At 42.6% G+C, this 23,601-nt stretch carries 20 protein-coding genes and 3 pseudogenes; 10 read left to right on the top strand and 13 right to left on the bottom strand.

The genetic code is table 11. The annotated features are described in order from the left end of the window. Positions 1 to 47: 47 nt before the first annotated feature. Entirely contained in the window at positions 48 to 1,298 is a 1,251-nt protein-coding gene (locus ACX27_RS33160) for a CHAT domain-containing protein (protein ID WP_235526443.1), read from the bottom strand. Between the two features lie 170 nt (positions 1,299 to 1,468). Here ACX27_RS33160 and ACX27_RS01150 point away from each other — a divergent pair, with 170 nt between their 5' ends. Genes ACX27_RS01150 through ACX27_RS01145 form a run of 3 tightly spaced genes read left to right on the top strand, consistent with a single transcriptional unit; the run spans position 1,469 to position 2,269 of the window. Next, positions 1,469 to 1,726 carry a type II toxin-antitoxin system HicB family antitoxin gene (locus tag ACX27_RS01150; RefSeq protein WP_235526442.1) on the top strand — a complete coding sequence of 86 codons (258 nt, stop codon included), beginning with the start codon at positions 1,469 to 1,471 and terminating at the stop codon, positions 1,724 to 1,726. Continuing rightward, entirely contained in the window at positions 1,710 to 1,847 is a 138-nt protein-coding gene (locus tag ACX27_RS33155; RefSeq protein WP_235526441.1) for a hypothetical protein, read from the top strand. The genes ACX27_RS01150 and ACX27_RS33155 overlap by 17 nt, the downstream gene beginning before the upstream one ends. Further along, positions 1,844 to 2,269 carry a type II toxin-antitoxin system VapC family toxin gene (locus ACX27_RS01145; protein WP_062287301.1) on the top strand — a complete coding sequence of 142 codons (426 nt, stop codon included), beginning with the start codon at positions 1,844 to 1,846 and terminating at the stop codon, positions 2,267 to 2,269. Before ACX27_RS33155 ends, ACX27_RS01145 begins: the two co-directional genes overlap by 4 nt. Positions 2,270 to 2,401: 132 nt before the next feature. Here ACX27_RS01145 and ACX27_RS01140 read toward each other — a convergent pair whose 3' ends face one another. The 3 genes from ACX27_RS01140 to ACX27_RS01130 all read right to left on the bottom strand — a co-directional run bounded on the left by ACX27_RS01140 (position 2,402) and on the right by ACX27_RS01130 (position 6,024). Beyond that, the gene (locus ACX27_RS01140) at positions 2,402 to 3,025 is read right to left on the bottom strand and encodes a cytochrome c oxidase subunit 3 (RefSeq protein WP_062287299.1); all 624 of its coding nucleotides are present in this window, start codon (positions 3,023 to 3,025) and stop codon (positions 2,402 to 2,404) included. An 89-nt stretch (positions 3,026 to 3,114) separates the two neighbouring features. Further along, positions 3,115 to 4,875 (bottom strand): cytochrome c oxidase subunit I, encoded by a 1,761-nt coding sequence (gene ctaD / locus ACX27_RS01135; protein ID WP_062287296.1) that lies wholly within the window; start codon positions 4,873 to 4,875, stop codon positions 3,115 to 3,117. 78 nt (positions 4,876 to 4,953) lie between these two features. Next, positions 4,954 to 6,024, bottom strand: a complete 1,071-nt coding sequence (locus tag ACX27_RS01130) for a cytochrome c oxidase subunit II (protein ID WP_062287293.1) — start codon at positions 6,022 to 6,024, stop codon at positions 4,954 to 4,956. A gap of 408 nt (positions 6,025 to 6,432) precedes the next feature. On the opposite strand from ACX27_RS01130, the gene ACX27_RS01125 reads away from it, so the two are divergent. Beyond that, complete coding sequence (locus ACX27_RS01125) at positions 6,433 to 7,389, top strand: COX15/CtaA family protein (RefSeq protein ID WP_062287289.1); 957 nt, start codon at positions 6,433 to 6,435, stop codon at positions 7,387 to 7,389. A gap of 410 nt (positions 7,390 to 7,799) precedes the next feature. Continuing rightward, the gene (locus ACX27_RS01120) at positions 7,800 to 8,753 is read left to right on the top strand and encodes a heme o synthase (protein ID WP_062287287.1); all 954 of its coding nucleotides are present in this window, start codon (positions 7,800 to 7,802) and stop codon (positions 8,751 to 8,753) included. 90 nt (positions 8,754 to 8,843) lie between these two features. Here ACX27_RS01120 and ACX27_RS01115 read toward each other — a convergent pair whose 3' ends face one another. The 4 genes from ACX27_RS01115 to ACX27_RS01100 form a co-directional block, all read right to left on the bottom strand. Then, the gene (locus ACX27_RS01115; RefSeq protein ID WP_062287285.1) at positions 8,844 to 9,176 is read right to left on the bottom strand and encodes a type II toxin-antitoxin system RelE/ParE family toxin; all 333 of its coding nucleotides are present in this window, start codon (positions 9,174 to 9,176) and stop codon (positions 8,844 to 8,846) included. Continuing rightward, complete coding sequence (locus tag ACX27_RS01110) at positions 9,160 to 9,447, bottom strand: type II toxin-antitoxin system Phd/YefM family antitoxin (protein ID WP_062287283.1); 288 nt, start codon at positions 9,445 to 9,447, stop codon at positions 9,160 to 9,162. The genes ACX27_RS01115 and ACX27_RS01110 overlap by 17 nt, the downstream gene beginning before the upstream one ends. An 83-nt stretch (positions 9,448 to 9,530) precedes the next feature. Further along, positions 9,531 to 10,394 (bottom strand): CPBP family intramembrane glutamic endopeptidase, encoded by an 864-nt coding sequence (locus ACX27_RS01105; RefSeq protein WP_235526440.1) that lies wholly within the window; start codon positions 10,392 to 10,394, stop codon positions 9,531 to 9,533. 170 nt (positions 10,395 to 10,564) lie between these two features. Next, positions 10,565 to 10,996: an AbrB family transcriptional regulator gene (locus ACX27_RS01100; RefSeq protein WP_062287281.1), complete on the bottom strand. Its 432-nt coding sequence runs from the start codon at positions 10,994 to 10,996 to the stop codon at positions 10,565 to 10,567. Positions 10,997 to 12,418: 1,422 nt separating this feature from the next. On the opposite strand from ACX27_RS01100, the pseudogene ACX27_RS30530 reads away from it, so the two are divergent. From ACX27_RS30530 to psbC, 3 genes and pseudogenes are all read left to right on the top strand, one after another. Beyond that, positions 12,419 to 12,628: pseudogene (locus tag ACX27_RS30530) on the top strand (2Fe-2S iron-sulfur cluster-binding protein); the annotation flags it as partial. Then, a pseudogene (locus ACX27_RS01095) lies at positions 12,568 to 13,107 on the top strand (photosynthetic reaction center family protein); the annotation flags it as partial. The pseudogenes ACX27_RS30530 and ACX27_RS01095, both read left to right, overlap by 61 nt. Further along, on the top strand, positions 13,091 to 14,479 hold the full coding sequence (gene psbC / locus ACX27_RS01090) for a photosystem II reaction center protein CP43 (protein WP_062287279.1): 1,389 nt from the start codon (positions 13,091 to 13,093) through the stop codon (positions 14,477 to 14,479). The pseudogene ACX27_RS01095 and the gene psbC, both read left to right, overlap by 17 nt. A gap of 178 nt (positions 14,480 to 14,657) precedes the next feature. Here the strand turns inward: psbC and ACX27_RS01085 are convergent, their stop codons facing one another. Genes ACX27_RS01085 through ACX27_RS01075 form a run of 3 tightly spaced genes read right to left on the bottom strand, consistent with a single transcriptional unit; the run spans position 14,658 to position 19,092 of the window. After that, positions 14,658 to 14,960, bottom strand: coding sequence for a CU044_2847 family protein (locus tag ACX27_RS01085; RefSeq protein ID WP_062287277.1), 303 nt, complete (start codon positions 14,958 to 14,960; stop codon positions 14,658 to 14,660). A gap of 41 nt (positions 14,961 to 15,001) precedes the next feature. Beyond that, on the bottom strand, positions 15,002 to 15,838 hold the full coding sequence (locus ACX27_RS01080) for an SWIM zinc finger family protein (protein WP_062287273.1): 837 nt from the start codon (positions 15,836 to 15,838) through the stop codon (positions 15,002 to 15,004). Between the two features lie 38 nt (positions 15,839 to 15,876). Beyond that, entirely contained in the window at positions 15,877 to 19,092 is a 3,216-nt protein-coding gene (locus tag ACX27_RS01075) for a DEAD/DEAH box helicase (protein ID WP_062287271.1), read from the bottom strand. Between the two features lie 648 nt (positions 19,093 to 19,740). Between ACX27_RS01075 and ACX27_RS01070 the strand changes: the two genes are divergently transcribed. Then, the gene (locus ACX27_RS01070; protein WP_062287268.1) at positions 19,741 to 21,897 is read left to right on the top strand and encodes a polyribonucleotide nucleotidyltransferase; all 2,157 of its coding nucleotides are present in this window, start codon (positions 19,741 to 19,743) and stop codon (positions 21,895 to 21,897) included. A gap of 215 nt (positions 21,898 to 22,112) precedes the next feature. Here ACX27_RS01070 and tnpA read toward each other — a convergent pair. Next, a pseudogene (tnpA, locus tag ACX27_RS35960) lies at positions 22,113 to 22,503 on the bottom strand (IS200/IS605 family transposase). A gap of 285 nt (positions 22,504 to 22,788) precedes the next feature. Here tnpA and ACX27_RS01065 point away from each other — a divergent pair. After that, positions 22,789 to 23,052 carry a DUF3146 family protein gene (locus tag ACX27_RS01065; RefSeq protein ID WP_062287265.1) on the top strand — a complete coding sequence of 88 codons (264 nt, stop codon included), beginning with the start codon at positions 22,789 to 22,791 and terminating at the stop codon, positions 23,050 to 23,052. Positions 23,053 to 23,079: 27 nt separating this feature from the next. Here the strand turns inward: ACX27_RS01065 and ACX27_RS01060 are convergent, their stop codons facing one another. Further along, on the bottom strand, positions 23,080 to 23,532 hold the full coding sequence (locus tag ACX27_RS01060) for a pre-16S rRNA-processing nuclease YqgF (RefSeq protein WP_062287262.1): 453 nt from the start codon (positions 23,530 to 23,532) through the stop codon (positions 23,080 to 23,082). Positions 23,533 to 23,601 lie beyond the last annotated feature (69 nt).

The following is a 23,601-nucleotide window of genomic DNA, read 5'->3' as shown; positions in this document are numbered from 1 at the left end:
ACCCCCCATCCCCGCAATAAACACGCCGATATCATCGCCAGTTTGTTTTACGCCCGCATTCCCAGTTGTAATGCTTTTCGTCGCCCGACAAATTCCCCATGACTAGCAACTTTGACGATGTTATTTTCATCCAAAAATTCACTTTCAGGCGGTGTAAACTTCAACTTCTCCCGCTTTTTAGTATTTAGCGGTGTTACTAACTCCCCAATAACGCGACTATCCCGATAAATTCGTAATAAATGCCAATCGCTGCATTCTTGAGCAATCATCTCTTGCTGTGCAGCTTTGACAGCATCTTCCACCGTCGCCCCAGTTGCCAAAGCGTGATAAAGTGCCTGAGCCGCAATAATACCAGTTCTATCAAACACCGGACGCGCCCAACCCAAAACTACACCCGCACCCGCTTTCACTAAAGCTTGCGCCATTGAAGGGACTGTTCCTTGATTGGCAATTTGCCCAGTATGACAGCCAGAGAGAAACACCACACGCGGAAAGCGATTCTGAAAAGCTTTTGCTAAATCATCAACAGTAGTAAATTCTACTTTCCCCTCATCATCTTCTGTAATGAAGCATGGTGTATAATCCTTAATTTTGCGACCTTTAGGCAAATAGCGCCCTAACTCTGCCTCTGTATAAATTACACCATGTCCTGTTAAATGGAACACATCAAAATAATCTTTTGCTTCCGACTGAACTAAATTCCCCAATTCAATAACAGAGCCACTTTCCTCGACAATCAACGCCAAAGGCTGCTCGGTTGTGGCTGTGAGGATGTTTTTTTCTTCTTGTTCAAATTGTAGTGGCGCAATGCCTGGGTGTTCTGGTGATGTCGCCATAAACAACAGCCGCAATGGGCGATTTTGGACATCCAAAACACTAGTATTTCTTTGCTGCACAGTCCGCACAGGCACAGGTGCATTATGTCTTTGCAGTAAAAACACTGTGCCATCATGTAACAATTCCCAAGGCAAATGTGCTAAACCTAACGCCACTTTCTGCGTTTGGGCGTTTAAACTTTGTGCTTCACTGGTTTGAATTAAATCTAGATATATACGCCCTTCATCTGTCTCATCTAACGCCCTCCGTAGCCATCCTTCCTTACCATCCAGCCAAGAATACAGTTCACGCCCAATATTCCGCAATTGTGCGGTGTCATCCAGCCTTTGAGCATAATATTTTTCTTCACACAGATTAATTAAACTCGCTAACTTATCAGTATCTAGACGGCGTGTACCGTAATTGCAGCGCAATTCAAAAGTTTGATTTTGGCTAAGAGTAAAGGCGAAGGTGAAAGCCACGGTTACTTAAGTAGTGACTATAGTTACTGTTGCTATGATATCGCGCGATTTTAGAAAGTTGCAGCAGAATATGGTACAAAAATAAGCTCCTCGACTTCTTGGAGAAGTCAGGGAGCTAAATTAAAATTAAAACAAAAATTCCCTCACTCTACATGATTCGGGAAAACTGTATGACTACTAATTTAAACAGCAATGAAGTCAATAACTCATCCAAACTCAATTATTCTGTATTAGTGGAAGCAAAAAACAATGGATATCAAGCCACGGTTTGGGGTTTACCAGATTGTCAGGTATTTGCAGCCACGCGGGAAGATGCACTAAATAATTTACATACACTGGTGAATAGTCGCTTAAAAAAATGTCGAAATAGTTACTCAAGAAATAGAAACGCCAACATCAGAACATCCTTGGATGAAATTTGCAGGTAAATATAAAGATGACCCACAATTTGATGATATGCTGGCGGATATTGCAGAATATCGACGCGAATTAGATGCAGAAATGGCAGAATATTACCGCCAATTGGATTCTGAGGAAGAAGTCAAGTGAATCTGTGGATACTTGATACTGATACTTTTTCACTTTTTCAAAGAGCGCACCCATTAGTCAGCCAACGTATAAATGCAATATCCACAGAACAATTAGCTACAACAGTTATTACATTTGAAGAACAAATGTATGGAAGATTAAATCGCATTAGAAAAGCTAACTCGCCAGAATCACTAGTATTTGCTTACATACAATTACGTGAAGCGTTGGCAGATTTTAAAACTATCAATGTACTCGATTTTAATAAAGAAGCGGCTAATTGCTACGCGCGATTTTTGCAGCAGAAAATTCGGATTGGTACACAAGATTTAAGAATCGCAGCAATTGTAATTGCGAATGATGCGATTTTAGTAACGCGAAATCAGCGTGATTTTTATCGTGTCCCTGGGTTGCGATTTGAAGATTGGACATTGGGACATTAGAGCGATCGCACAAATTAATCAAGTTACAGAATGCGATCGCTTCGTCTACATCTCCTCAGTCATTAAAAAAACCCCCAATGGGGGTTGATTTTTAAGTTATTCGCGTGGAGTGAACAACTTGCTAATTAATACCTACAGAAGATACAGCAATCCGAATAAAATAATCCAGATTACGTCTACAAAGTGCCAGTAGATTTCTGCGGCTTCAATACCGAAGTGTTTTTCATTACTATAGTGACCGGGAACGCGCGATCGCCACAATACTGCCAAAATTGCTAAAACACCAATAGTAACGTGCAGTCCGTGGAAACCAGTCAACACATAAAAGGCACTAGCAAATAAATTAGTAGTTAAACCAAATTCTAGGTGCGTATATTCATATACCTGCCCCACCAAGAAAATTGCCCCCATTGCGGCGGTGATGGCTAACCAAATTCGCGCCCCCCGCGCATCATTCTTTTTAATCGCCGTATCAGCATTGTGCATGACAAAACTGCTGGCAATTAGATTCACAGTGTTGACTCCAGGCAGCAATAATTCTAACTCTGGAGTACCCGCAGGAGGCCACACAGGTAAGGTGGAACGAAAAGCTAAATAGGCTCCGAACAAGCCCATAAAAATCATCCCTTCAGCCACCAAGAAGACAAACAAACCAAACAAGCGATGATCTGGATGTGCTTCGTGATGATCAACTGTGGCTGTACTGTGATGATGATTAAGTTCGGTTTTAGCTGGGTCAATAGTTTGACTTTGCATGAATTTTTTGAAGTATGAAGTATGAAAAATACAGTTTGGCTGCTAGATCCCCGACTTCTTAGAGAAGTCGGGGATCTGACCACTAGCCTCTAATCCTTAGTCCCAGAAACACGTTGTTCCAAGTCAGACTCAATGGTGGGATATGGCTCATCAGGATCAGCACGCAGTACTGAATTGGGGCCAGCCGATAATAAAGGATTGCTATCGGATAATGGCACACCTTCGTTAGCTCTTTCTAAGCCGTAGTCGTAAGGCCCTGTAGCTAATACGGGGTATCCCTCAAAATTCTCAATTGCTGGTGGGGAAGTTGTCATCCACTCTAGGGTAAGCGCCCGCCAAGGATTATTACCAGCCTTCTCGCCGTATAGCCAACTCCAAATCACATTAATAATGAATGGAAAGGTGGAAACAGCAAGTATGTAAGCGCCGTATGTACAAATTTCATTCAGCAGTGTGAATTTAGGATCATACTGGGCGACGCGGCGGTTCATCCCCATCATCCCTAGCTTGTGCATTGGTAAGAAGGTCATATTCAGACCAACAATGGTCAGCGCAAAATGTACCTTACCCCAAAATTCGTTGACCATGCGTCCCGTCATCTTCGGGAACCAGTGATAAATAGCGGCAAAAATCCCTAACACGCTCCCACCAAACAACACATAGTGGAGGTGAGCCACAACAAAATAAGTATCGTGGACGTGAATATCAAAGGGTACAGCCGCCAACATTACACCACTGATACCACCAATTACGAAGGTGCCAACAAAACCAATGGCAAATAACATGGCAGAGTTGAGTTGGATTTTGCCGCCCCACATGGTTGCTAACCAACTGAAAATTTTGATCCCTGTGGGTACAGCGATGATCATCGTTGTGATCATAAAGAACATCCGCAACCAACCAGGAATACCACTGGTAAACATGTGGTGCGCCCAAACTATCAATCCCAAAAAGCTAATTGCGAGGGATGAGTAGGCGATCGCTTTATAGCCGAAAATTGGTTTACGAGAATGTACGGGAATTACCTCAGAAATTGCCCCAAAGAACGGCAAAATCATGATGTACACCGCCGGATGGGAGTAAAACCAGAACATGTGCTGGTAAACTACGGGATCGCCGCCACCAGTCGGGTTAAAAAATGTTGTACCTGCTAACAAGTCAAAAGCCAGCAAAATCAAACCTGCGGCCAAAACAGGAGTGGACATCAACACCAGCGCGGAAGTCGCAAACATCGCCCAACAAAACAAGGGCATTTGATGTACTCCCATTCCTGGAGTCCGCATCTTCAATAAGGTGACGAGAAAATTAATCGCCCCCAAAATTGACGACGTACCCAGCAACAGCACACTCATAATCCAAATCCCTTCACCCACCTGGCCTGTCACCAAGCTCAGAGGCGGGTAGGAAGTCCAACCTGCATCCGGCGCATCACCTACAGCTAAACTCGCCACCAGCATTAAACCCCCAACAGGGATCATCCAAAAAGCTACAGCATTCAATCTGGGAAAAGCCATATCCTTAGCCCCAATCATCAGGGGAATCAAATAATTGGCAAAACCCGCACCAGCCGGCACAATCCACAAGAAGATCATGATTGTGGCGTGCAGTGTAAACAAGCTGTTATAAACTTCTGGGCTGACAAAATCGACTTCTGGTGTACGTAGTTCTGTCCGCACCAAGTCAGCTAAAACACCACCAATGCAGTAAAAAATGAAGGAAGTGACTAGGTATTGAATCCCAATCACCTTATGGTCTGTGTTGAAACTAAAGTAGTCTCGCCATTTTCGCTTCCCTGGCTCATCAATTAGAACCGGGATATTGGCAGTTTCTTGTATTTGGGCTTGTGTCATAGGAGTTAGTTGTTCAGTTATCAGTTGTCAGTTGTCAGTTATCAGCCTGTTTACTGATCACTGTTGACTGTTGACTGACTAATGGTGAATTTGATGTAAAATTTCTGGCTTAATTCCCATTTCCTTGGTATGTGGAGCGAGAAATTCATCGGGAGTCATATTTGCCGGATTTACGGCAATGGCTTGATTCAAGGTTTCATGACTTGCCACCAACTGTTCTTGCATCCATTTGTCAAAATTCTCTTGACTTTCCACAACCACTTGGGTTCGCATCGCGCCGTGGTAGGGGCCGCAAAGTTCTGCACAAATCAGGGCATAATCGCCGACTGTTTTGGGTGTGAAGCGAATTTCGCTTTGTCTACCGGGGATCGCATCTTGTTTCACGCGGAACTCTGGCACCCAAAAGGCATGAATCACATCGTTCGCGGTCATATTAATCTGCACTTCCCGCCCGATGGGAACGTGTAATTCGCCTGTGGTCACTCCGGTTTCGGGATAGGTAAAAATCCAGGCATATTGCATACCAGTGACATTGACGATTAAACTCGCTGGCTGACCTGCTTTGTCAGGACTAGCGCCCAGAGTTGGAGCCACACTACCAACACCAGGAGCATCAACCTTCTGGGGAATTTGATCAGCATTGCGGACGGCGGCGGTGGCTGGGTCTTGCATCGCCTCATCAGATTTTTCTTGATTACGGTTGGCAGGAGTTTCCGTCAAAGTGGCAGCTATAGCGGCTCCTGGCATATTCATTGAACTTTGATTCATCGGCGCTTCGTGAACAGCGTGGGGATCAAAGCCACCGATGTCGTTATAAACTTCAAAGCTATAGACAGAAATACCGATGACGATAATGGCGGGGATCGCCGTCCAGAGGATTTCTAGCGGTACATTACCTTCAACTGGCGGCCCGTCTTCTTGATCACCAGCACGTCTACGGTATTTAAATACAGAGTAGATTAAAACACCTTCAACAATCAAAAATATACCTACAGAAACGGTCATCATCGAGTTAAATAAACCATCGATTAAGATGGCTTCATCTGAGGCTGCTGTTGGCAACAGACCGTGATTTTGACCGTACCAAAGACTGGCTAACGTTAGCCCGATGCCAATCAGTAATGTCCAGATTGAACTTGGAATTTTCACGGCTTACCTAGAATTAATTGACTACGTTTTCTTAAAGCTGCCCACTTACTAAGGTAGTCTAGGCTATTAAACAAAAAGCCAAATGGTCTGAAATTTTTATTAATTTTTTCAGCCACTTTCCTATTTCTGAGTAAAAGAGATTTATTAGATACTGACAAGGATAAATAGCGATCGCTGGAAAAATTTAAGAAAAAAATTTAGGTTAGCAAAATTGTTTGTTAACTGTCTATTACACACATCTTGAAAAATACCTAAAGCTTCAGACTAAAACTATCTGAAGTGATTCAAAGTAATAAGTGAAACTCCATCTCGAAACCAAGTTGTATACGCTAGGGTGGAGATGGGTTGGTACGCAAAAATTAAACATTTTAAGAGAGCTACTACCAAGATCGGCAGAAGGAATCGTTCATGAACGAATTTGTCCTAAAACAACAAAATGATGCGGCAATCGAGCAGCAAAAGCCAAAGGAAATGATTCGTCGCTTGGTGTGGCGAATGGCTGTAGCCACGCTGATTTTAATGGCTATTGGCTCTGCCACGCGTGTAATGAATGCCGGACTTGCTTGCCCAGACTGGCCGTTATGCTACGGGGAACTGGTACCAGCCAAACAAATGAATCTCCAAGTGTTTTTGGAGTGGTTTCACCGCTTGGATGCCAGCTTGATTGGTGTGAGCGCGATCGCACTTGCTGGTTTATCTTGGTGGCACCGTCGTTCTTTGCCAGTCTGGTTGCCTTGGGCGGCGAGCTTTGCCCTGTTTCTAATCGTCTTTCAAGGCATCTTGGGCGGACTCACCGTCACCGAATTGCTGCGGTTTGATATCGTTACCGCCCACTTGGGAACAGCACTTTTGTTTTTCACCACCCTACTAGTCGTCGGTACAGCCATAGCTCCTTATCAGGGAACTGGCAATGTCGGTAAGTTGCCCTGGATTGGTTTAGCGGCGGCTATTTTGGTGTATGTCCAGAGTTTACTAGGTGCGGTTGTGGGTTCTCGTTGGGCGCTACACCAGTGTTTTGGTACGGCAGAACTCTGCTCTGTGATGTACAGCCATATTTTTGGTTTAGTCCCGCCAACTGTTGCCACCTTAGCAGTAGTGTTAATTTCCTGGCGTACACCAGCCTTGCATCCAGCTTTGCGGCGACTGGCAAATATGGCTGGTGGTTTGTTAGTTTTACAAATTTTGTTGGGAGTTGCTACTTTTCGCTTGCATCTGCAAGTCGAGCCGTTAACTGTCTCTCACCAAGCTGTAGGTGCGGCTTTGCTTGGTACTTTGGTGGGTTTTACGGTTCTGGCACTACGTGACTGGGCAGCAAACCGTGAAATCAACAGTTTGTCTAACCCAGCTATTAGCTCAAATCCCTAAATTACTCTTTTGGGGATAAACTGATGCGATCGCTACGATGACTCATGACTAATGGTGATAGGAAATTAGCCATTAGTCATTTACTAATTCACCGCATCTCCCATAACTAGAACTGCTGAAAGTCTAGACCTGGATTTCTCTCTTGTGAGAAATCTAGGGGTGTGGGAGGGGTGGGAGGTGTGGGAGATAGTGAAGAAATCTTTCCCCCCACACTCCCCTCTCTCCCCACACTCCCCTCACTCCCCACCCATACGTGAAAGATTCGGGTAGAGATACTTGGCTGTGCTTAAGTTTCTCAACCACTAGCAACTTTTGACGCTTCAAACAGAGAAATGGCAAGGTTAAAGATTTTTACCCAACAGAGCCAGAACTAGACACACATTGTTGACAATTAAGGAAATAGAACCAAGATGATTGAGACTAATGTCTCTCGCCACCACGAAACATTCCTCCAGGTAATTCAAAGCTATTACCAACTAACAAAACCTCGCATTATTCCTTTGCTTTTGATTACCACGGCTGGGAGTATGTGGGTGGCAGCTAAGGGACAAGTAGACCCGTTACTGTTGTTAGTCACTCTGACTGGTGGTACTTTGGCTGCGGCCAGCGCCCAGACAATTAACTGTATCTACGACAGAGATATTGATTATGAAATGGAACGGACGCGCCATCGTCCCATGCCTTCTGGCAGAGTCCAGCCAAGGGATGCACTGATTTTTGCAGCCGTCCTGGCTGTGCTTTCGTTTACGCTATTGACTGTGTTTGCTAACTTACTGGCAGCTTGTCTAGCATTCTCTGGGATTGTTTTTTATGTACTGATTTACACCCATTGGCTCAAGCGTCACAGCACACAAAATATTGTGATTGGTGGGGCGGCTGGCGCAATTCCGGCGTTGGTAGGTTGGGCGGCTGTGACAGATACTTTAAGCTGGGCAGCATGGTTAATTTTTGCCATTGTCTTTTTATGGACACCTCCCCATTTCTGGGCGCTGGCATTGATGATTCGTGATGACTACGCCAAGGTAGGCATACCAATGCTTCCGGTGATTGCAGGTGCAACAGCCACAGTCAAGCAAATTTGGTACTATACCTTAACTACAGTCATCGCCACGTTGTTGTTGTTTTATCCCCTGCACGCCAGTGGGATTATCTATGCAGCGATCGCAGCTGGTTTGGGTGGATTATTTATCCGCAAATCTTGGTGTTTATTGCAACAACCAGAAGACCGCACTGTAGCCAGAGAAATGTTCCTCTACTCCATCTCCTACATGATGCTGTTATGTTTAGCGATGGTGATTGATAGTCTACCCATTACCCATCATTTGGTGAGTACTGTTATTGCCCAGTTGCACTTGTTTAATTAAGGTAGACCAAAATAAATGCGATCGCACTAGGAGAATAAGGGGTGCGATCGTATTTTTCAACATTAAAATACTACTAAACAATAATTTTGATTATTCCCATAACTCCACATCATCTTTTGTCAAGTATTGTTGTGCAGTATGTCTAATTCGATAAATGTTCACTTCAGTTTCAGAGATTCCAAAAAGAATTCGGTAGCGGAATCTTTTCGATTTTCCGTAGAGCAATTGGCGAATCTCCATTCCTAACTCCTCACTTTCAGGAGCGACAGGACAACGAGCCGGAAAGCGTTCAAGCGAATCAATTGCATCCAGCAGTCCGTCAAACCACTTGTCTGCCAAATCAGAATCTTGCTCTCGAATCCAAAGATAGGCATTTTCCGCATCAGCTAATGCCAATGGAGAGATGTCAACGCGAAATTCCATGCTTTCTTCTTAAACCTTCTAGTGCTTCTTTAGCTGGAACTCCTTTTCCTTGCTCGATTTCCTGAATTCCTTGTCTGAGTGCAGCTACAGTTTCAGCATATTCTAAACGTTCCAAGAGCTTTTGATAGGCTTTAGCATCCTGGACAACAATTTGAGCAGCACCATTAACAGTCAGCACGATCGGTTTTTCGCTTTCTTCCATTTGCTGAATGTACTGTTTGGTGTTTCGCTGAAATTCGGAGAGTGAGTGAATGTTATTGAGGTCAATCATAGACTCAACATGAAATTAACTGTTAATTTGATGATATAACAATCAGCTTAACATGAATAAAGAAGCGATCGCGTTTACCAAATCTACAGACTACCTAAATAGAGTATTAGGCTAGTTCCCAGAACGCAAAAAACCCCTGCTATCCCAGCTAGGGGTTTTTTATATTTGCCAGTCCACCATTCTGGTACTTTACCTGTATAGGTGATGAGTTGGGCTGTATCTATAGTAGCGATCGCAAACACCAAAGCTGTATGTAATCCCCAAGCGATACCCAAACTGCCTTTATCTGCTATTCTAGCCATCACCAACATCATTCCCATCAGCCACAGTCCTGGTACTTGTGGTAGAGTTTCCTGCTGTTCCCAAACTAAATGCAAGATAGCAAATATGCAGCTAGAAATTGTTGCTGCTATCCATATTGGATAATTTTTTTCTAATTCAGTCAATAAAAACCCACGAAAAACTAATTCTTCCACCCCACCTACCAATAACGCTACTAATAAAATTGGCAGCAAAATAGATGGTAATACCTGAATATTATCCTTGGTCAATTCACACCAACCAAGCCCAAATTCTACAGCAAACATCACAGCAAGGCTGAATAATCCCAAGCCAAAACCTATCCCTATACCACCCACCAGGGCAAGATTTACTCCTAAGCCATACTCAGCAAAAGACCTACTAAACAACAAAATTACTCCCCACAGCACAAGGGGAGCTAATAAGTAAAGTGTCACAATCAATGGTAACTTCTGCTCTGGCTGTAAAGGCTTTGTTGGTTGCCAACCCATAAAAATAGCAGATATTACTGCCAATGGGAGCCAACATACTACCCAGCTAATAAAAAATGCCATCAAAACAACGCCTACTGGTGCATTTTCTTGCAATGACAGTAAGGTGTTGCCTGATGGCTGAAAAAAATTTGCTAAAACAAATAAAAAAAACACGATAGACTTCTTAGGTTGTCTTCAAGACTCTAGTAAAATTTTTGGCTTGAGCAATATGTCTCATCGTATCGTTTTATTAGTACAGAATTCTTAAACAGAGTTATTTGCTCTCGTAGTAGGGATATATTTTCTCAAAATTTCTTGAAAACTTCTCCCTACCACCCAAGAATTTACTCTTCTTCGTCTAAGTCTTCATCTACCTCATCTATGTCATCTGGGGAGATTTTTTTATCACTTTCACCCAGTTGAATCAGGTGAATATGTTTGTAACCTAGTCTAATTTCAAATTCATCTCCCGGTTTTAAACCCATTGCCTTGGTGTAAGTTGCACCAATGACAATTTGACCATTTTGATGAACACTAACCCGATATGTCGGTTCGCGGCCACGGCCATCTTTAGGTGCTTCTGGACTTAGGGGAATTCCTCTAGCCGATAGTAAAGCGTCATAAAAATCAGTGAGATTGACGCGCACCTGGTTATTCTTAGTAACAGTGTAATAGCCACACTGCTTCGCTCTTTCTCTTCTAGGTAAATTAGAAAGTTCTTTTACTTTAGCAAGCAGTGCTTTTCCCGTTAATGGTGCAGTTGCAGTTTCTGTCATTACGCTCAAATTATCCTTACTCTCTCCAAACTGATAAACTATGTAGTCTGACGGCAGTATTTAACTCTTGAGCCTCCGTAAAAAGATGCTCAAAATTTTAAGGGAAGGGTTAAATTGCTACTGATAGAGGAGCAACAAGCGCCTATATTATGCTTGCCTGCAACAGATTCAAGTCAGCGTTGTCACAGACATTTATTTTGGTGATTTTAGGACACTGTTAACCATGATTCGCCATTGAAAACGCAATAATTTTCTCTTTTGGCGCTACTGTAGCGGTGTAACTTTAAGCCACCTTTACAAATAAGGTTGTTTCTACTCCAAATAAGTAGTAGACCCAAGAAATTGCAGGTTTTCCACTTTCAGTACTTGCCTTTATTGCCCTTGAGTTGTAGGTTTTAACCGTTCTTCCTCTTAAGCTTAAGACAGCATAGTATTTGAATATGCTCTCCTAGACATACAACTTTTGCCTCAGATGTAGAGACACAAAATTTTCTGTCCCTAGGTTACGAAAAAAACAAAGTAGTGGTAATCGCGCTTATACGACGATTAAGACTAGTTTTGTTACTTCGTAATTTTATATTAAATACTAGCATGGACTAATAATAGCAAAATAATTGTTTATGTTTGAATTTAATTTACAGACAAACTTTTATTTCAATCATTTAGCTTAACGAGGTAACAAGCAGTCAGGATTTTCATCCGGGTTTATTAGCTACCATGCGTATTACGGCATCACTTTTATAAAAATTCATCTAAATTTAGATCGGTAGTTTTGAGCAAGTGCCATTCTTTGATATTAGAGATAGAGAAGAAACAAAAATATAAAGCGGTTTCACCTGCGCGTTTATCCTCACAAGACAAACCACCTCTCAACCATTTTGAGTGTCTGTCTATGGGAAGAATAAATATCTTGCACATCTGTCAAGTGCTTGATTACCGCCATCAGATGTTTATTATCAGCTTTTACACTTCCATATCAGCCAAAATTAACCGTTGGGAATTAGTTTCCTAATTTCTCCAATAAGTAGATTTTAGCTATGAGCCTGATGGATATAAAGATGTATTAAGCAGATGAAGTGTAGGAAATGGGAATATTATCGTTATGTAGATAATTAACTTGAGTTGGTCTCCCGAAAAACTCTTTTATTTATAACTCCTAAACAGGGAAGGTGAACAATTAGCTGCGATCGCCTGTTTGGTGCTAAAGCTCAGAGCTTAACATAAATCTCGGACATGGTGCTAATACAACTAAAATTCTAATGGTTATTCTGGAACTATAATAGTAGCTCTTTGCTCATCAGCCTTTTAACACTCGGCTTTGAATTAAGAGCAACAAGAGTATAGCTCAATTTTCGCACCTACTAGCCTTTAGTTATGATTTTTCAGGCTGGTAAAGCAATTTTAAGACCTTGGTTGGTGGCAATGGAAGTTATTTTTAAGGTTATTCGACAGCAACAAAATTCTCTACCTATGGTGCAAACTTACCCACTAGAGGTAGAACCTGGTAATACAATCCTCGACTGTCTAAATCGCATTAAATGGGAGCAAGATGGCACATTAGCATTTCGCAAAAAATTGCCGCAATTTTCCGCTTCTTGTTATTCTTGCAAGGGTTCCATAACTGGACACTCAACCCCTTCCACATGATGGGAGTCGCAGGTGTACTGGGTGGAGCATTATTGTGTGCTATTCACGGAGCCACCGTAGAAAACACCCTGTTTGAAGACGGTGAAGCAGCCAACACCTTCCGCGCCTTCAACCCCACCCAATCGGAAGAAACCTACTCAATGGTGACAGCAAACCGTTTCTGGTCACAGATTTTCGGGATTGCTTTCTCCAACAAACGCTGGTTGCACTTCTTCATGTTGTTTGTACCAGTCACAGGTTTGTGGATGAGTGCAGTGGGCATTGTTGGTCTCGCACTCAACTTGCGGGCGTATGACTTCGTGTCCCAAGAATTGCGGGCAGCTGAAGACCCAGAATTTGAAACTTTCTATACCAAAAACATTTTGCTGAACGAGGGTATCCGCGCTTGGATGGCTCCTCAAGACCAGCCCCACGAACAATTTATATTCCCTGAGGAGGTATTACCTCGTGGTAACGCTCTCTAATAGACCCGCAGTTATGGGTGGCGGTCGTGACCAAGAATCTACCGGTTTTGCTTGGTGGTCTGGTAACGCTCGTTTGATTAACCTGTCTGGTAAACTGCTAGGCGCTCACGTTGCTCATGCTGGCTTAATTGTCTTCTGGGCCGGAGCAATGACATTATTTGAAGTTGCTCACTTTGTCCCAGAAAAGCCTATGTACGAACAGGGCTTGATTCTGCTACCCCACCTCGCTACTTTAGGTTGGGGTGTAGGCCCTGGTGGTGAAGTAATTGACACCTTCCCTTACTTCGTAGTTGGCGTACTACACCTCATTTCTTCCGCAGTCCTGGGTTTTGGTGGTATCTATCACGCAGTTCGCGGCCCAGAAACCTTAGAAGAATATTCTTCCTTCTTTGGTTATGACTGGAAAGACAAAAACAAGATGACCAACATCATCGGCTTCCACCTAATCATCTTGGGTTGTGGAGCGTTGCTGTTAGTGCTGAAGGCTATGTTCTTCGGCGGTCTCTACGACACCTGGGCTCCTGGTGGTGGTGATGTGCGCGTCATTACTAACCCAACACTCAACCCAGCAGTGATCTTTGGCTATCTCATCAAAGCTCCTTTCGGTGGCGAAGGTTGGATTGTAAGCGTTAATAACCTAGAAGACGTAGTTGGTGGTCACATCTGGGTTGCTTTACTATGTATTTCTGGTGGTATTTGGCATATTTTCACCAAGCCTTTTGCATGGGCGCGTCGCGCGTTTATCTGGTCTGGTGAAGCTTACCTCTCCTACAGCTTGGGCGCTCTGTCCTTGATGGGCTTTATCGCTTCTTGTATGGTTTGGTACAACAACACCGTTTACCCCAGCGAATTCTTTGGCCCAACTGGCCCTGAAGCTTCTCAAGCTCAAGCTTTAACCTTCTTGATTCGTGACCAACGCTTAGGTGCTAACGTTGGTTCTGCTCAAGGCCCCACCGGTCTAGGTAAATACTTGATGCGCTCTCCTTCTGGTGAAATCATCTTCGGTGGTGAAACCATGCGCTTCTGGGATTTCCAAGGCCCCTGGTTAGAACCTCTACGTGGCCCCAACGGTCTTGACCTAGACAAAATCAAGAATGATATTCAGCCTTGGCAAGCTCGTCGCGCTGCTGAATACATGACTCACGCTCCTCTGGGTTCTTTGAACTCTGTAGGTGGTGTAGCAACTGAAATCAACTCCTTCAACTACGTATCTCCCCGTGCGTGGCTGTCTACTTCTCACTTCGTATTAGGTTTCTTCTTCCTAATAGGTCACTTGTGGCACGCGGGTCGCGCTCGTGCTGCTGCTGGTGGTTTCGAGAAAGGTATCGACCGTGAGAACGAACCAGTAATGTTCATGAACGAACTCGACTAAGTTGAAATCTTTTTTTCATCACTGACAATCGAATTTTTAAAAGGCTCTTGTTTTAGAACAAGAGCCTTTTTCTTTGAGTTAGGACTTTACGCACAAAGATTGTCCCTGGAGACTGGGTGTAGGGTGACAGGGTTTTGAATAAGTACACACCTGTACCCTCACACCCTTATACCTATTCTCAACAGTGGTTCCATTCTAAAGTGATCTCCAGATTACCTGTATTGTTACCTTTCACCAATACAGGTGTGAGCTTCCCTGATTCAATGCCAATATCTATGCCAAATTTGACACTAGCTTTGTCGGGCTTAACTTTATTTAATACTTCGGCAATTTCTGTAACAAGAACTTCTAAGGGGGTTGTGACTTCGCTAAACGGTCTAACTTGAATATTTGGTTTGCGATCGCCTATTGGTGTAGCTTCAACTTTAATATTTGTACCATCGGCAAGTTCTACTGTAATAATTCTGCTTTGAATTTCCATGTGAGTTTAAATACATATCCATGCTGTAATAACATACAACCTTAAGCACCTCCCACATTCATCGCCGCTAACATAGCTTTTTGGCTAACATCTTTGTAAACACCATCTAAATATTTCATGACCACATCACCAGCATTTAAACTGACTGCATCATCTTCAGTTTTAGCTAAGGGAATTGCACCTAAAACATCTAAGACTGTCTCACTCATACTAGGCGCAATCACTACTAAAGATGAATCTAAAGGCTCATGATATTCCCAAAAAGCATTAAGATTAACTGCGGGTTGCTTAGGAGTAATTGCTTGCTGAATCTCTGATGTTAGAGGTGTATTTGCTTTTTGGTTAGCGCCTCGTAGCTGGCGTAAATCATTAATAATTTGTTCTTTAGTCCGACCGCGTAATTGAAACAACACAAAAGGATCTTCGCTGAACCTGTCGCCTAATTGATAGTAAATTGCCCCAATGTGTTTACAAGGGTTCGCTTTATCTGGACAAGAACATTTACTGTGGACATCACCCAAGGTAAAGGGAAATAACGAAAGACCGTTAGCTGTAAAAACTTCTTCAATATTTTGGGGCATTTCTCCTGCTAATAATTTGGCAGCGAATAATGCTTTTTTAGACATGGTTTCAATGACATAACCCCACTCTTCATCACTAAAAGAGTTAAGAGAAAGAGAAACCGTATAAGGTTCAACTTCACTACCTTGAACTTTAGCTAATACTTTCGCACATTTAAATTCAATGTTGAGAACATTACCTTGCCGCGCATAATTTCGCGCCCGTTCTAACCGCTTTTTAAACCGATAAGAATCGAGTAACTCTAGCCATCTTTGTGACCACCATTCCCGGCTTGCTTGTAATGTGTAACTAGTCATCATTCATCTCTAGCAATTAATTTCAAAAATATTCGACTTTATTCTGCATCTTCGTCAATCAAAGCACTGCGGTCAAGAATGAGTAAATTACGCAGTTGGTCTGTATCTAACTCAGTTAACCACTCTTCACCAGCACTCACGACTTGTTCGGCTAATTGCTTTTTGCTTTCTATCATGTCGTGAATTTTTTCTTCTAAAGTGCCAGTGCAGACAAATTTATGTACCTGCACATTCCGCGTTTGACCAATGCGAAATACTCGGTCTGTGGCTTGGTTTTCAATCGCTGGGTTCCACCATCTATCAAAGTGAAATACATGATTTGCACGGGTTAAATTCAAACCGACACCACCCGCTTTTAACGAAAGAATCATAATTGGCGGCCCTTGTGGGTCATGTTGGAAACGGTCTACCATTTCCTCACGTTGCTTTTTGCTGGTGCTGCCATATAAAAAGAAAACTTCTCTACCTAATTGCTGTTCTAAATGAGGTTTGAGTAACTTACCCCATTCCGCAAATTGAGTAAAGATTAACGCCCTGTCTCCTTCGGCAATTGCCACATCTAACATTTCTTCTAGACGTTGCAATTTACCCGAATTATGTTGTCCTAATATTGTTTCTTTTAAATATTGGGAAGGGTGATTACAGATTTGTTTGAGTTTAGTTAATAAAGCTAAAATCATGCCTCTGCGTTGCAATCCTTCGGCAGATTCTATTTCTACTAAGGATGTGTCTACTGCTTGTTGATAAAGTGTAGCTTGTTCTGTAGTTAAACCACAAAATACTGTCATTTCTTGCTTATCTGGCAAGTCTTGAATAATTTCTTTGTCAATTTTCAGCCGTCTTAAGATAAATGGTTGGACTAAGGAACGCAACTGAGTTAAAGAAGCCGCATCACCATACTTTTCAATCGGCATCGCAAACCGCCGTTGAAAGAATTGTTTATTACCCAAATAACCAGGGTTGAGAAAATCTAAAATCGACCATAATTCTTGCAGTCGATTTTCTACGGGTGTGCCTGTTAAAGCGATACGAAATGTTGCTTCTATTTGTCTAATTGCCTGGGACTGTTTAGCATCAGGATTTTTCACATTCTGGGCTTCATCTAAGACAATTATCTGCCAAGCAACAGTCTGCAATAATTTCACATCTCTGTGAATTAAGGAATAACTTGTAATAATTAAATTATACTTATTTACGGCTTCAACAAATGCTTTACCTTTGGGGCGTTTGTCACCGTGATACTGCATTACTTTCAGGCTGGGCGCAAATTTTTTCACTTCCCGTTCCCAGTTGCCTAACACAGAAGTGGGGCAAACTAATAATATGGGTTTTTCTAGTAAATCCTGTTCTTTGAGATGTAAAAGAAAGGCGATAAACTGGATCGTTTTTCCCAATCCCATATCGTCGGCGAGACATGCACCTAAACCCCAACGTTCCAAAAAAGCCAGCCAAGCTGCACCTCGTTCTTGATAGGGACGCAATTTTCCGTGGAAACTGGCGGGTGTGGGTAAAGGTGCGATCGCCTGATTATTTGTCAACGCCCCAATTAACTCTTGTAACGCCCCCGATGCTTCAAAGCTAACAACTGGTAATTTTTCAATTACCTGGGTATCCCCTGTACTGAGGCGTAAGGCATCTTCTAAAGAAAGTGCCATTTGTTCTTTACGGGAAGCAAAAAATGTCTGGGCTGTTTTGATATCTTGGGGACGTAACTCCACCCACTCGCCGTTAATTTCTACCAACGGACTATTTAAAGCTACTAGTTTGTCAAACTCTGCTTTAGAAATTGTCTGTCCCCCGATCGCCAATTGCCATTGAAAATTCAACAAACTTTGTAAACCCAAGCGTTCTTTTTGTTTTTTGGGCGTTTCGGCGGTAATTTTCAACCCTAAACGGTTCGCCCAGCCTTCGCGGTTAGTCAAACTAGGGGGAAGAATTACACCCAAACCGCTATCTTCCAATCTCCAAGCTACAGATTTGATAAATTCATAAGCTTGGATGGGGTTAAGTTGGCAAGATTGGGGATATTCTGTTTCTAGGCTGGGTGCGATCGCTCCATAGAGTCGAGAAGCTAAACCCAAACCGCGTAAGAAAGTTTCTTGGGGTTTTTCAATGGTGCGGTTTTGATAAATTAATTCTTCAACGGGATTTTGCCAAATTGTTGCTGCATCAACTAAAAACTCTGGATCATCGGCAGCCTGGAGAAAGTACGCCAGTTTCCATTCTGTTTCGCCCACTTCTGGGGAAGATAGTTGAAAACAAGTGCGAAATAACGGCTTTCCTGTGAGTTGATGTTGCAGGGGCAAAGTCCAAGCTTTCAAGGCGGCTTCTAAGCGTTCTACACCAATTGCATCTGCAACCACTGTATTAGATGCACCAGTTAAAGCTTGCAACCACTGGCGAATTGCTGATGGTAAAGCCGCCATCACTCTGGTTTCGATGATGGGTTGAGTACCCACCATTTCCCGCACTTGCATATCTATCGTGCTGTTGAGGAAATCTAAAATTAATGCTTGTGCAGGTTCGGGTAAGTTTACATATATACCCGCACTCCCTAATTCCCGATAAGTCCGACAACCCAGGGGCATTTTCGCGGCAAACTTTTCTAAGCGAGTCCCATCCACAGCACTGTCTAACAGCACTTGCCAGTTAGCAACTGTAGTAGTATCTGCTTGGTGTTGAATATTCGGTAAAAATTTAGAACGTGAAATTAAATCTAAACTCCAACGGGCTACCTGTGACCAAAATCTTAAATCTCCAGCTAAAAAAGCATCTTCACCATGAGTAATGTTGAGAGGAAGAGATTGGAGAAATTTAATTGCTTCGCTGGTATTGAGGCAAAAACCTGTAACTTGCCAAGGTTGGAGATATGGTGCAGCATCGGAATTGAAATCTTGGCTAGCAGAATGTAAAGGTAATAAGTTGAAGCTTTGATCTTCCTTGGTTTCGCTAATCTGAGTTGGTAAAGCGATAATTTGTGAATGGCTTGGTAAGCTGATTTCTGGCGGTTTTGTAGTTTTGCGCGATCGCCCCCCTGAAGATGGTGCTGGCTGTTGCTGAGTACTGGTAATTGTCAAATTCCGTGCTGCTAACCACTCACTCAACTCCACTGCTGTCATTGCTAATGGATGTGGTGGGATTTCTAAAGATTGATTTACATCCCAAGTTACTTGCGGCGATCGCCAAGTTTCTCCCCAGATAAATAAACAACTGTTTTGATTTTTTCTTACCCAACTACCATGTAAAATCGCCATTTTGAATTACTCGAATTATTCCCAGACTAGATTATTGAAAATTTTAAGTTTTTAGGTATTATTTTTATTTTTGCTATATCAAATCAGCAAATTAATTTTAATTATATTTAGCAAATTAATTAACATTCTAAATTATCAAATTATTGCTTAGTTTAGAAAAAATCGCAATTTAAATATCTGCTTAAAGTCAAATTACTATTGATGAATAATGTGAATTAATATTTATTTCGTTGAGGCTAGTGCCGCCATGTTTGCAACGTTGGTACTATTGTACAACCAGGGCTACATACTGGGGTGAGATTGTTTTTATCTAATTTAATGATGATTTAAGAAATATCGGATTCCGTTGCAGACTTGTAAAAAAATCTACTTTGTATACCTTGCCTCCACCAGTATTTGATCAATTCCAGAGATGGCCATACATGCAATTTCTCAAACTTTTGAGTATGATTAGGCATATTCTACCTGTGGAAATCCTCAAAGATAGCCAAGCCGTCGAATTTACTGCCGCTTGATAGGCAAATATGTAATAGATTTGGCAGGGAATCACTTGTTTATCTTTGTATGTAACAGAAGCCAGCCAGAGTGCATAAATGTTAGGATTGCCACAGAGAGAGAATAGCGTGCATAGAAGGAAAAAAAAACTGAATGGCAGAAGTTGAAAAGTCAATATCCTTTGATGGACGGGATATTCGACTGAAGTTAGGCCTACTAGCTCCCCAAGCTGGTGGGTCGGTTTTGATAGAATCAGGGGATACAGCTGTTTTGGTAACAGCTACGCGAGCAGAAGCCAGAGAAGGCATTGATTTTCTGCCCCTTACCGTAGACTACGAAGAAAGACTTTATGCAGCAGGTAGAATTCCTGGCGGGATTATGCGCCGGGAAGGTCGTCCACCGGAAAAAGCAATTCTCACCAGCCGTCTTATAGACCGTCCTCTGCGTCCTTTGTTCCCTTCATGGTTGCGGGATGACCTGCAAATTGTGGCTTTAACATTATCAATGGATGAGTTAGTGCCACCCGATGTTTTAGCAGTTACTGGTGCTTCGATAGCTACCTTAATTGCCCAAATTCCCTTTAACGGGCCAATGGCAGCCGTGCGGGTAGGTTTAGTAGGAGATGATTTTATTATCAATCCTACTTATGCGGAAATTGAAGCTGGAGACCTGGACTTGATCGTAGCTGGTTCGCCAGAAGGCGTAATCATGATTGAGGCAGGAGCCAATCAGCTGCCAGAGCGAGATATTATCGAAGCAATTGATTTTGGCTACGAAGCAGTACGTGATTTAATTAAAGCCCAGCAAGATATCATTGCTGATTTGGGTTTGCAAATCATTCAGCAAGCACCACCAGAGGTAGACCAAACCCTGGAAAATTATATTCGCGATCACGCCAATGACGAGATTAAGAAAATTCTGTCTCAATTTGAATTTACTAAAACTGAGCGTGATACTGCTTTAGATGCAGTTAAAGATACCATCCAAACTGCGATCGCTGAATTACCAGAAGAAGATCCAGTTCGTGTAGCTGCTACTACCGACCCCAAAGCACTTGGTAAAACTTTTAAAGAAATCACCAAATATTTCATGCGCCGTCAAATCGTTGAAGACAACGTGCGCGTTGATGGTCGCAAACTCGATGAAGTCCGTCCGGTTTCTTGTCAAGTTAGTGTCTTACCAAAACGAGTCCACGGTAGCGGTTTATTTAATCGCGGACTCACTCAGGTATTATCCAATTGTACCCTTGGTACTCCCGGAGATGCCCAAAACCTCAACGACGACCTCCAAACCGACCAATCTAAACGTTACCTCCACCATTACAACTTCCCGCCCTTCTCCGTCGGCGAAACCAAACCATTACGCGCCCCTGGTAGACGGGAAATTGGTCACGGCGCTTTAGCAGAACGCGCAATTTTACCCGTTCTGCCACCCAAAGAACAATTTCCTTATGTAATTCGGGTTGTTTCCGAAGTACTTTCTTCCAACGGTTCCACCTCAATGGGTTCGGTTTGCGGTTCTACCCTCGCCCTGATGGATGCTGGTGTACCAATTATCAAACCCGTTAGCGGTGCAGCAATGGGTCTGATTAAAGAAGGTGATGAAGTCCGGGTTTTGACTGATATTCAGGGCATTGAAGACTTTTTAGGTGATATGGACTTCAAAGTTGCTGGAACAGATACCGGGATTACAGCCTTACAAATGGATATGAAAATCTCTGGTCTGCCTTTGGAAACTATTGCCCAAGCCATTCACCAAGCTAAAGAAGCGCGGTTGCACATTTTAGATAAAATGCTGCAAACCATCGACCAAGCACGCACCGAAACATCACCCTACGCACCACGTCTGCTGACTATCAAGATTGACCCAGACATGATTGGTTTAGTCATCGGCCCTGGTGGTAAGACAATTAAAGGCATTACTGAAGAGACTGGTGCCAAAATTGACATTGAAGATGATGGTACAGTGACTATCTCTGCCGTCGATGAAAGCAAAGCCAAGAAAGCGCGGAACATCATCCAAGGTATGACTCGCAAGCTGCATGAAGGGGATGTCTACGTAGGACGTGTAACTCGCATTATCCCAATTGGTGCTTTCGTGGAGTTCTTACCCGGTAAGGAAGGAATGATCCACATTTCTCAACTGGCTGATTACCGCGTCGGCAAAGTCGAAGATGAAGTTGCAGTTGGTGATGAAGTGATTGTCAAAGTGCGTGAGATTGACGGCAAAGGACGAATTAATCTCACACGTTTGGGTATCCATCCAGACCAAGCAGCTGCGGCAAGGGAAGCTGCGGCAGTAAATCGATAAATCGATTTGGGATTTTAGAGACTGTCTAAAATCCGCGATGCCTTTGTTGTAGGCATCGCCGTAGCTTTTTAACAATATATTTGTTATGTAAATCAGCCGAACGACTAAAGTCGCGGCTATCAGAACAAAGCCTGCCTTCGCAGGCTCGATCAGATTCAATTATCTTTTACGAATAAAGTCACGGCTATATTAACGCCTTCGCAGGCTAGACATAATTACAATATTTCCCAGTCTGGAATTAAAGATTTTTGTTGATGGTGTGTGGCTTGGTGATGAATGTAGTTAGCTATTTACTCAAGATGATGGTGACTAACTGTAAATGCCCCATAGCCACCTTGCCATTTAAAAAATTCCTGGGGCTTAATTTCATGAGTAATTAAGTGGGATGAACTGCCTTTAGTTTTTTGCATCAACTCGGATATGGTCAAGTTGGGCGGGTAGCCAACGAGTAAATGAACGTGAACAACTATGCCACCAATAGCAATTACTTTACATCCTAACTATCGCTGAATAAATAATCTCTTGAATATCCGGTGTTACCAAAGATAATCTATCCCAAGTCCCCCATACACAATGTATGTACAACTGTGTAAAATTTTTGTGCATTTGTTACTTTATTTAGTATGAAAGCCTGCGTAGGCAGGCTTCGTTCTTATAGCCGCGACTTCAGTCTGCTGCTGCTCATTATGGATTACTTTCTTAGATAAATCTTCATTCTTTGCCTATATCTGACAGCATCGCTTTGAATGTTAATTCATCATTTCAGCCGTTTGACTATTCAAAAAAGTGTTAAAGCCACCTTTTGTTAGTTTGTCGATCGCAGCGAAGTTTGGTAAATAAAAGAAATAGACTGCATTGTTTGCTTTTATCCCAAATTTTATCTAAAGCATTGTGAGTGCAAAACGTTTGCCAGAAACTACTGCCCATGTTAGAATTACGCGCCAATCGTGGCAACATGGTTTTCTTGAGGGCGAAGTCAGCGCCGGAGATTTTGAATGGCATTTCCAATGGCATTTCCGCCGTGGAGAACTGTCGGTGAAACCCTCCCAAGGTCGCGCTTTAATTAAAGAACCTCTTGGTCGCTTTTTAGAAAAACAAGATTATCAGCTAGAACCAGGAGGAGATTATGCTTTTACTATCCGAGCAGAGTTGTGAAGAAACGAGGGACAAGGGAGAGATTCACTATTGACTATTAACAGTTGATTCTGTCAGACGATTTAAATATCTTTCAATTAATAAGATAGCCACAATGTCATCTATTGGTCTTGGTGGTTGGCGCATTCCTTTTGGTAATAGTTTGGTTAGTCCTTGGGGTGGATACATCTGCCAATAGCGATCGCGTGCTTCTAAAGTAGAATATCGCTCATCTACTAACATGATATTTAATGGCTGTAACAATTCTTGTTGTAATTTTTGTTTCCACTGCTTGGCTGTGGTTTGATTACCCATGACGAGTAAAGAAACAGGGTATTTTTGTCTGAGTGTTTCTATACTAGCGATCGCTTCCGATGCAGGGACAACTTGATGATAATGCAGCTGTCTGTCTAATCCCATCACAGCTAAACCACACTTATCTTTACCAGGGTCAAAGCCAAGAATCACTGGTTGAGTTGGTGAGAATTCATTTAAATTCATATTCAATCAGCTTTAATTTTTAACTTTAACTGAACTATTCTTATTCTGACTTTTGACTTCTGACAAAAA

Origin of the sequence: Nostoc piscinale CENA21, from assembly GCF_001298445.1 — a bacterium.
Classification (GTDB): Bacteria; Cyanobacteriota; Cyanobacteriia; order Cyanobacteriales; family Nostocaceae; genus Nostoc_B; species Nostoc_B piscinale_A.
The sequence above is the reverse complement of the archived record's forward strand: the minus strand, read 5'-3'. Positions and strand labels throughout refer to the sequence as shown.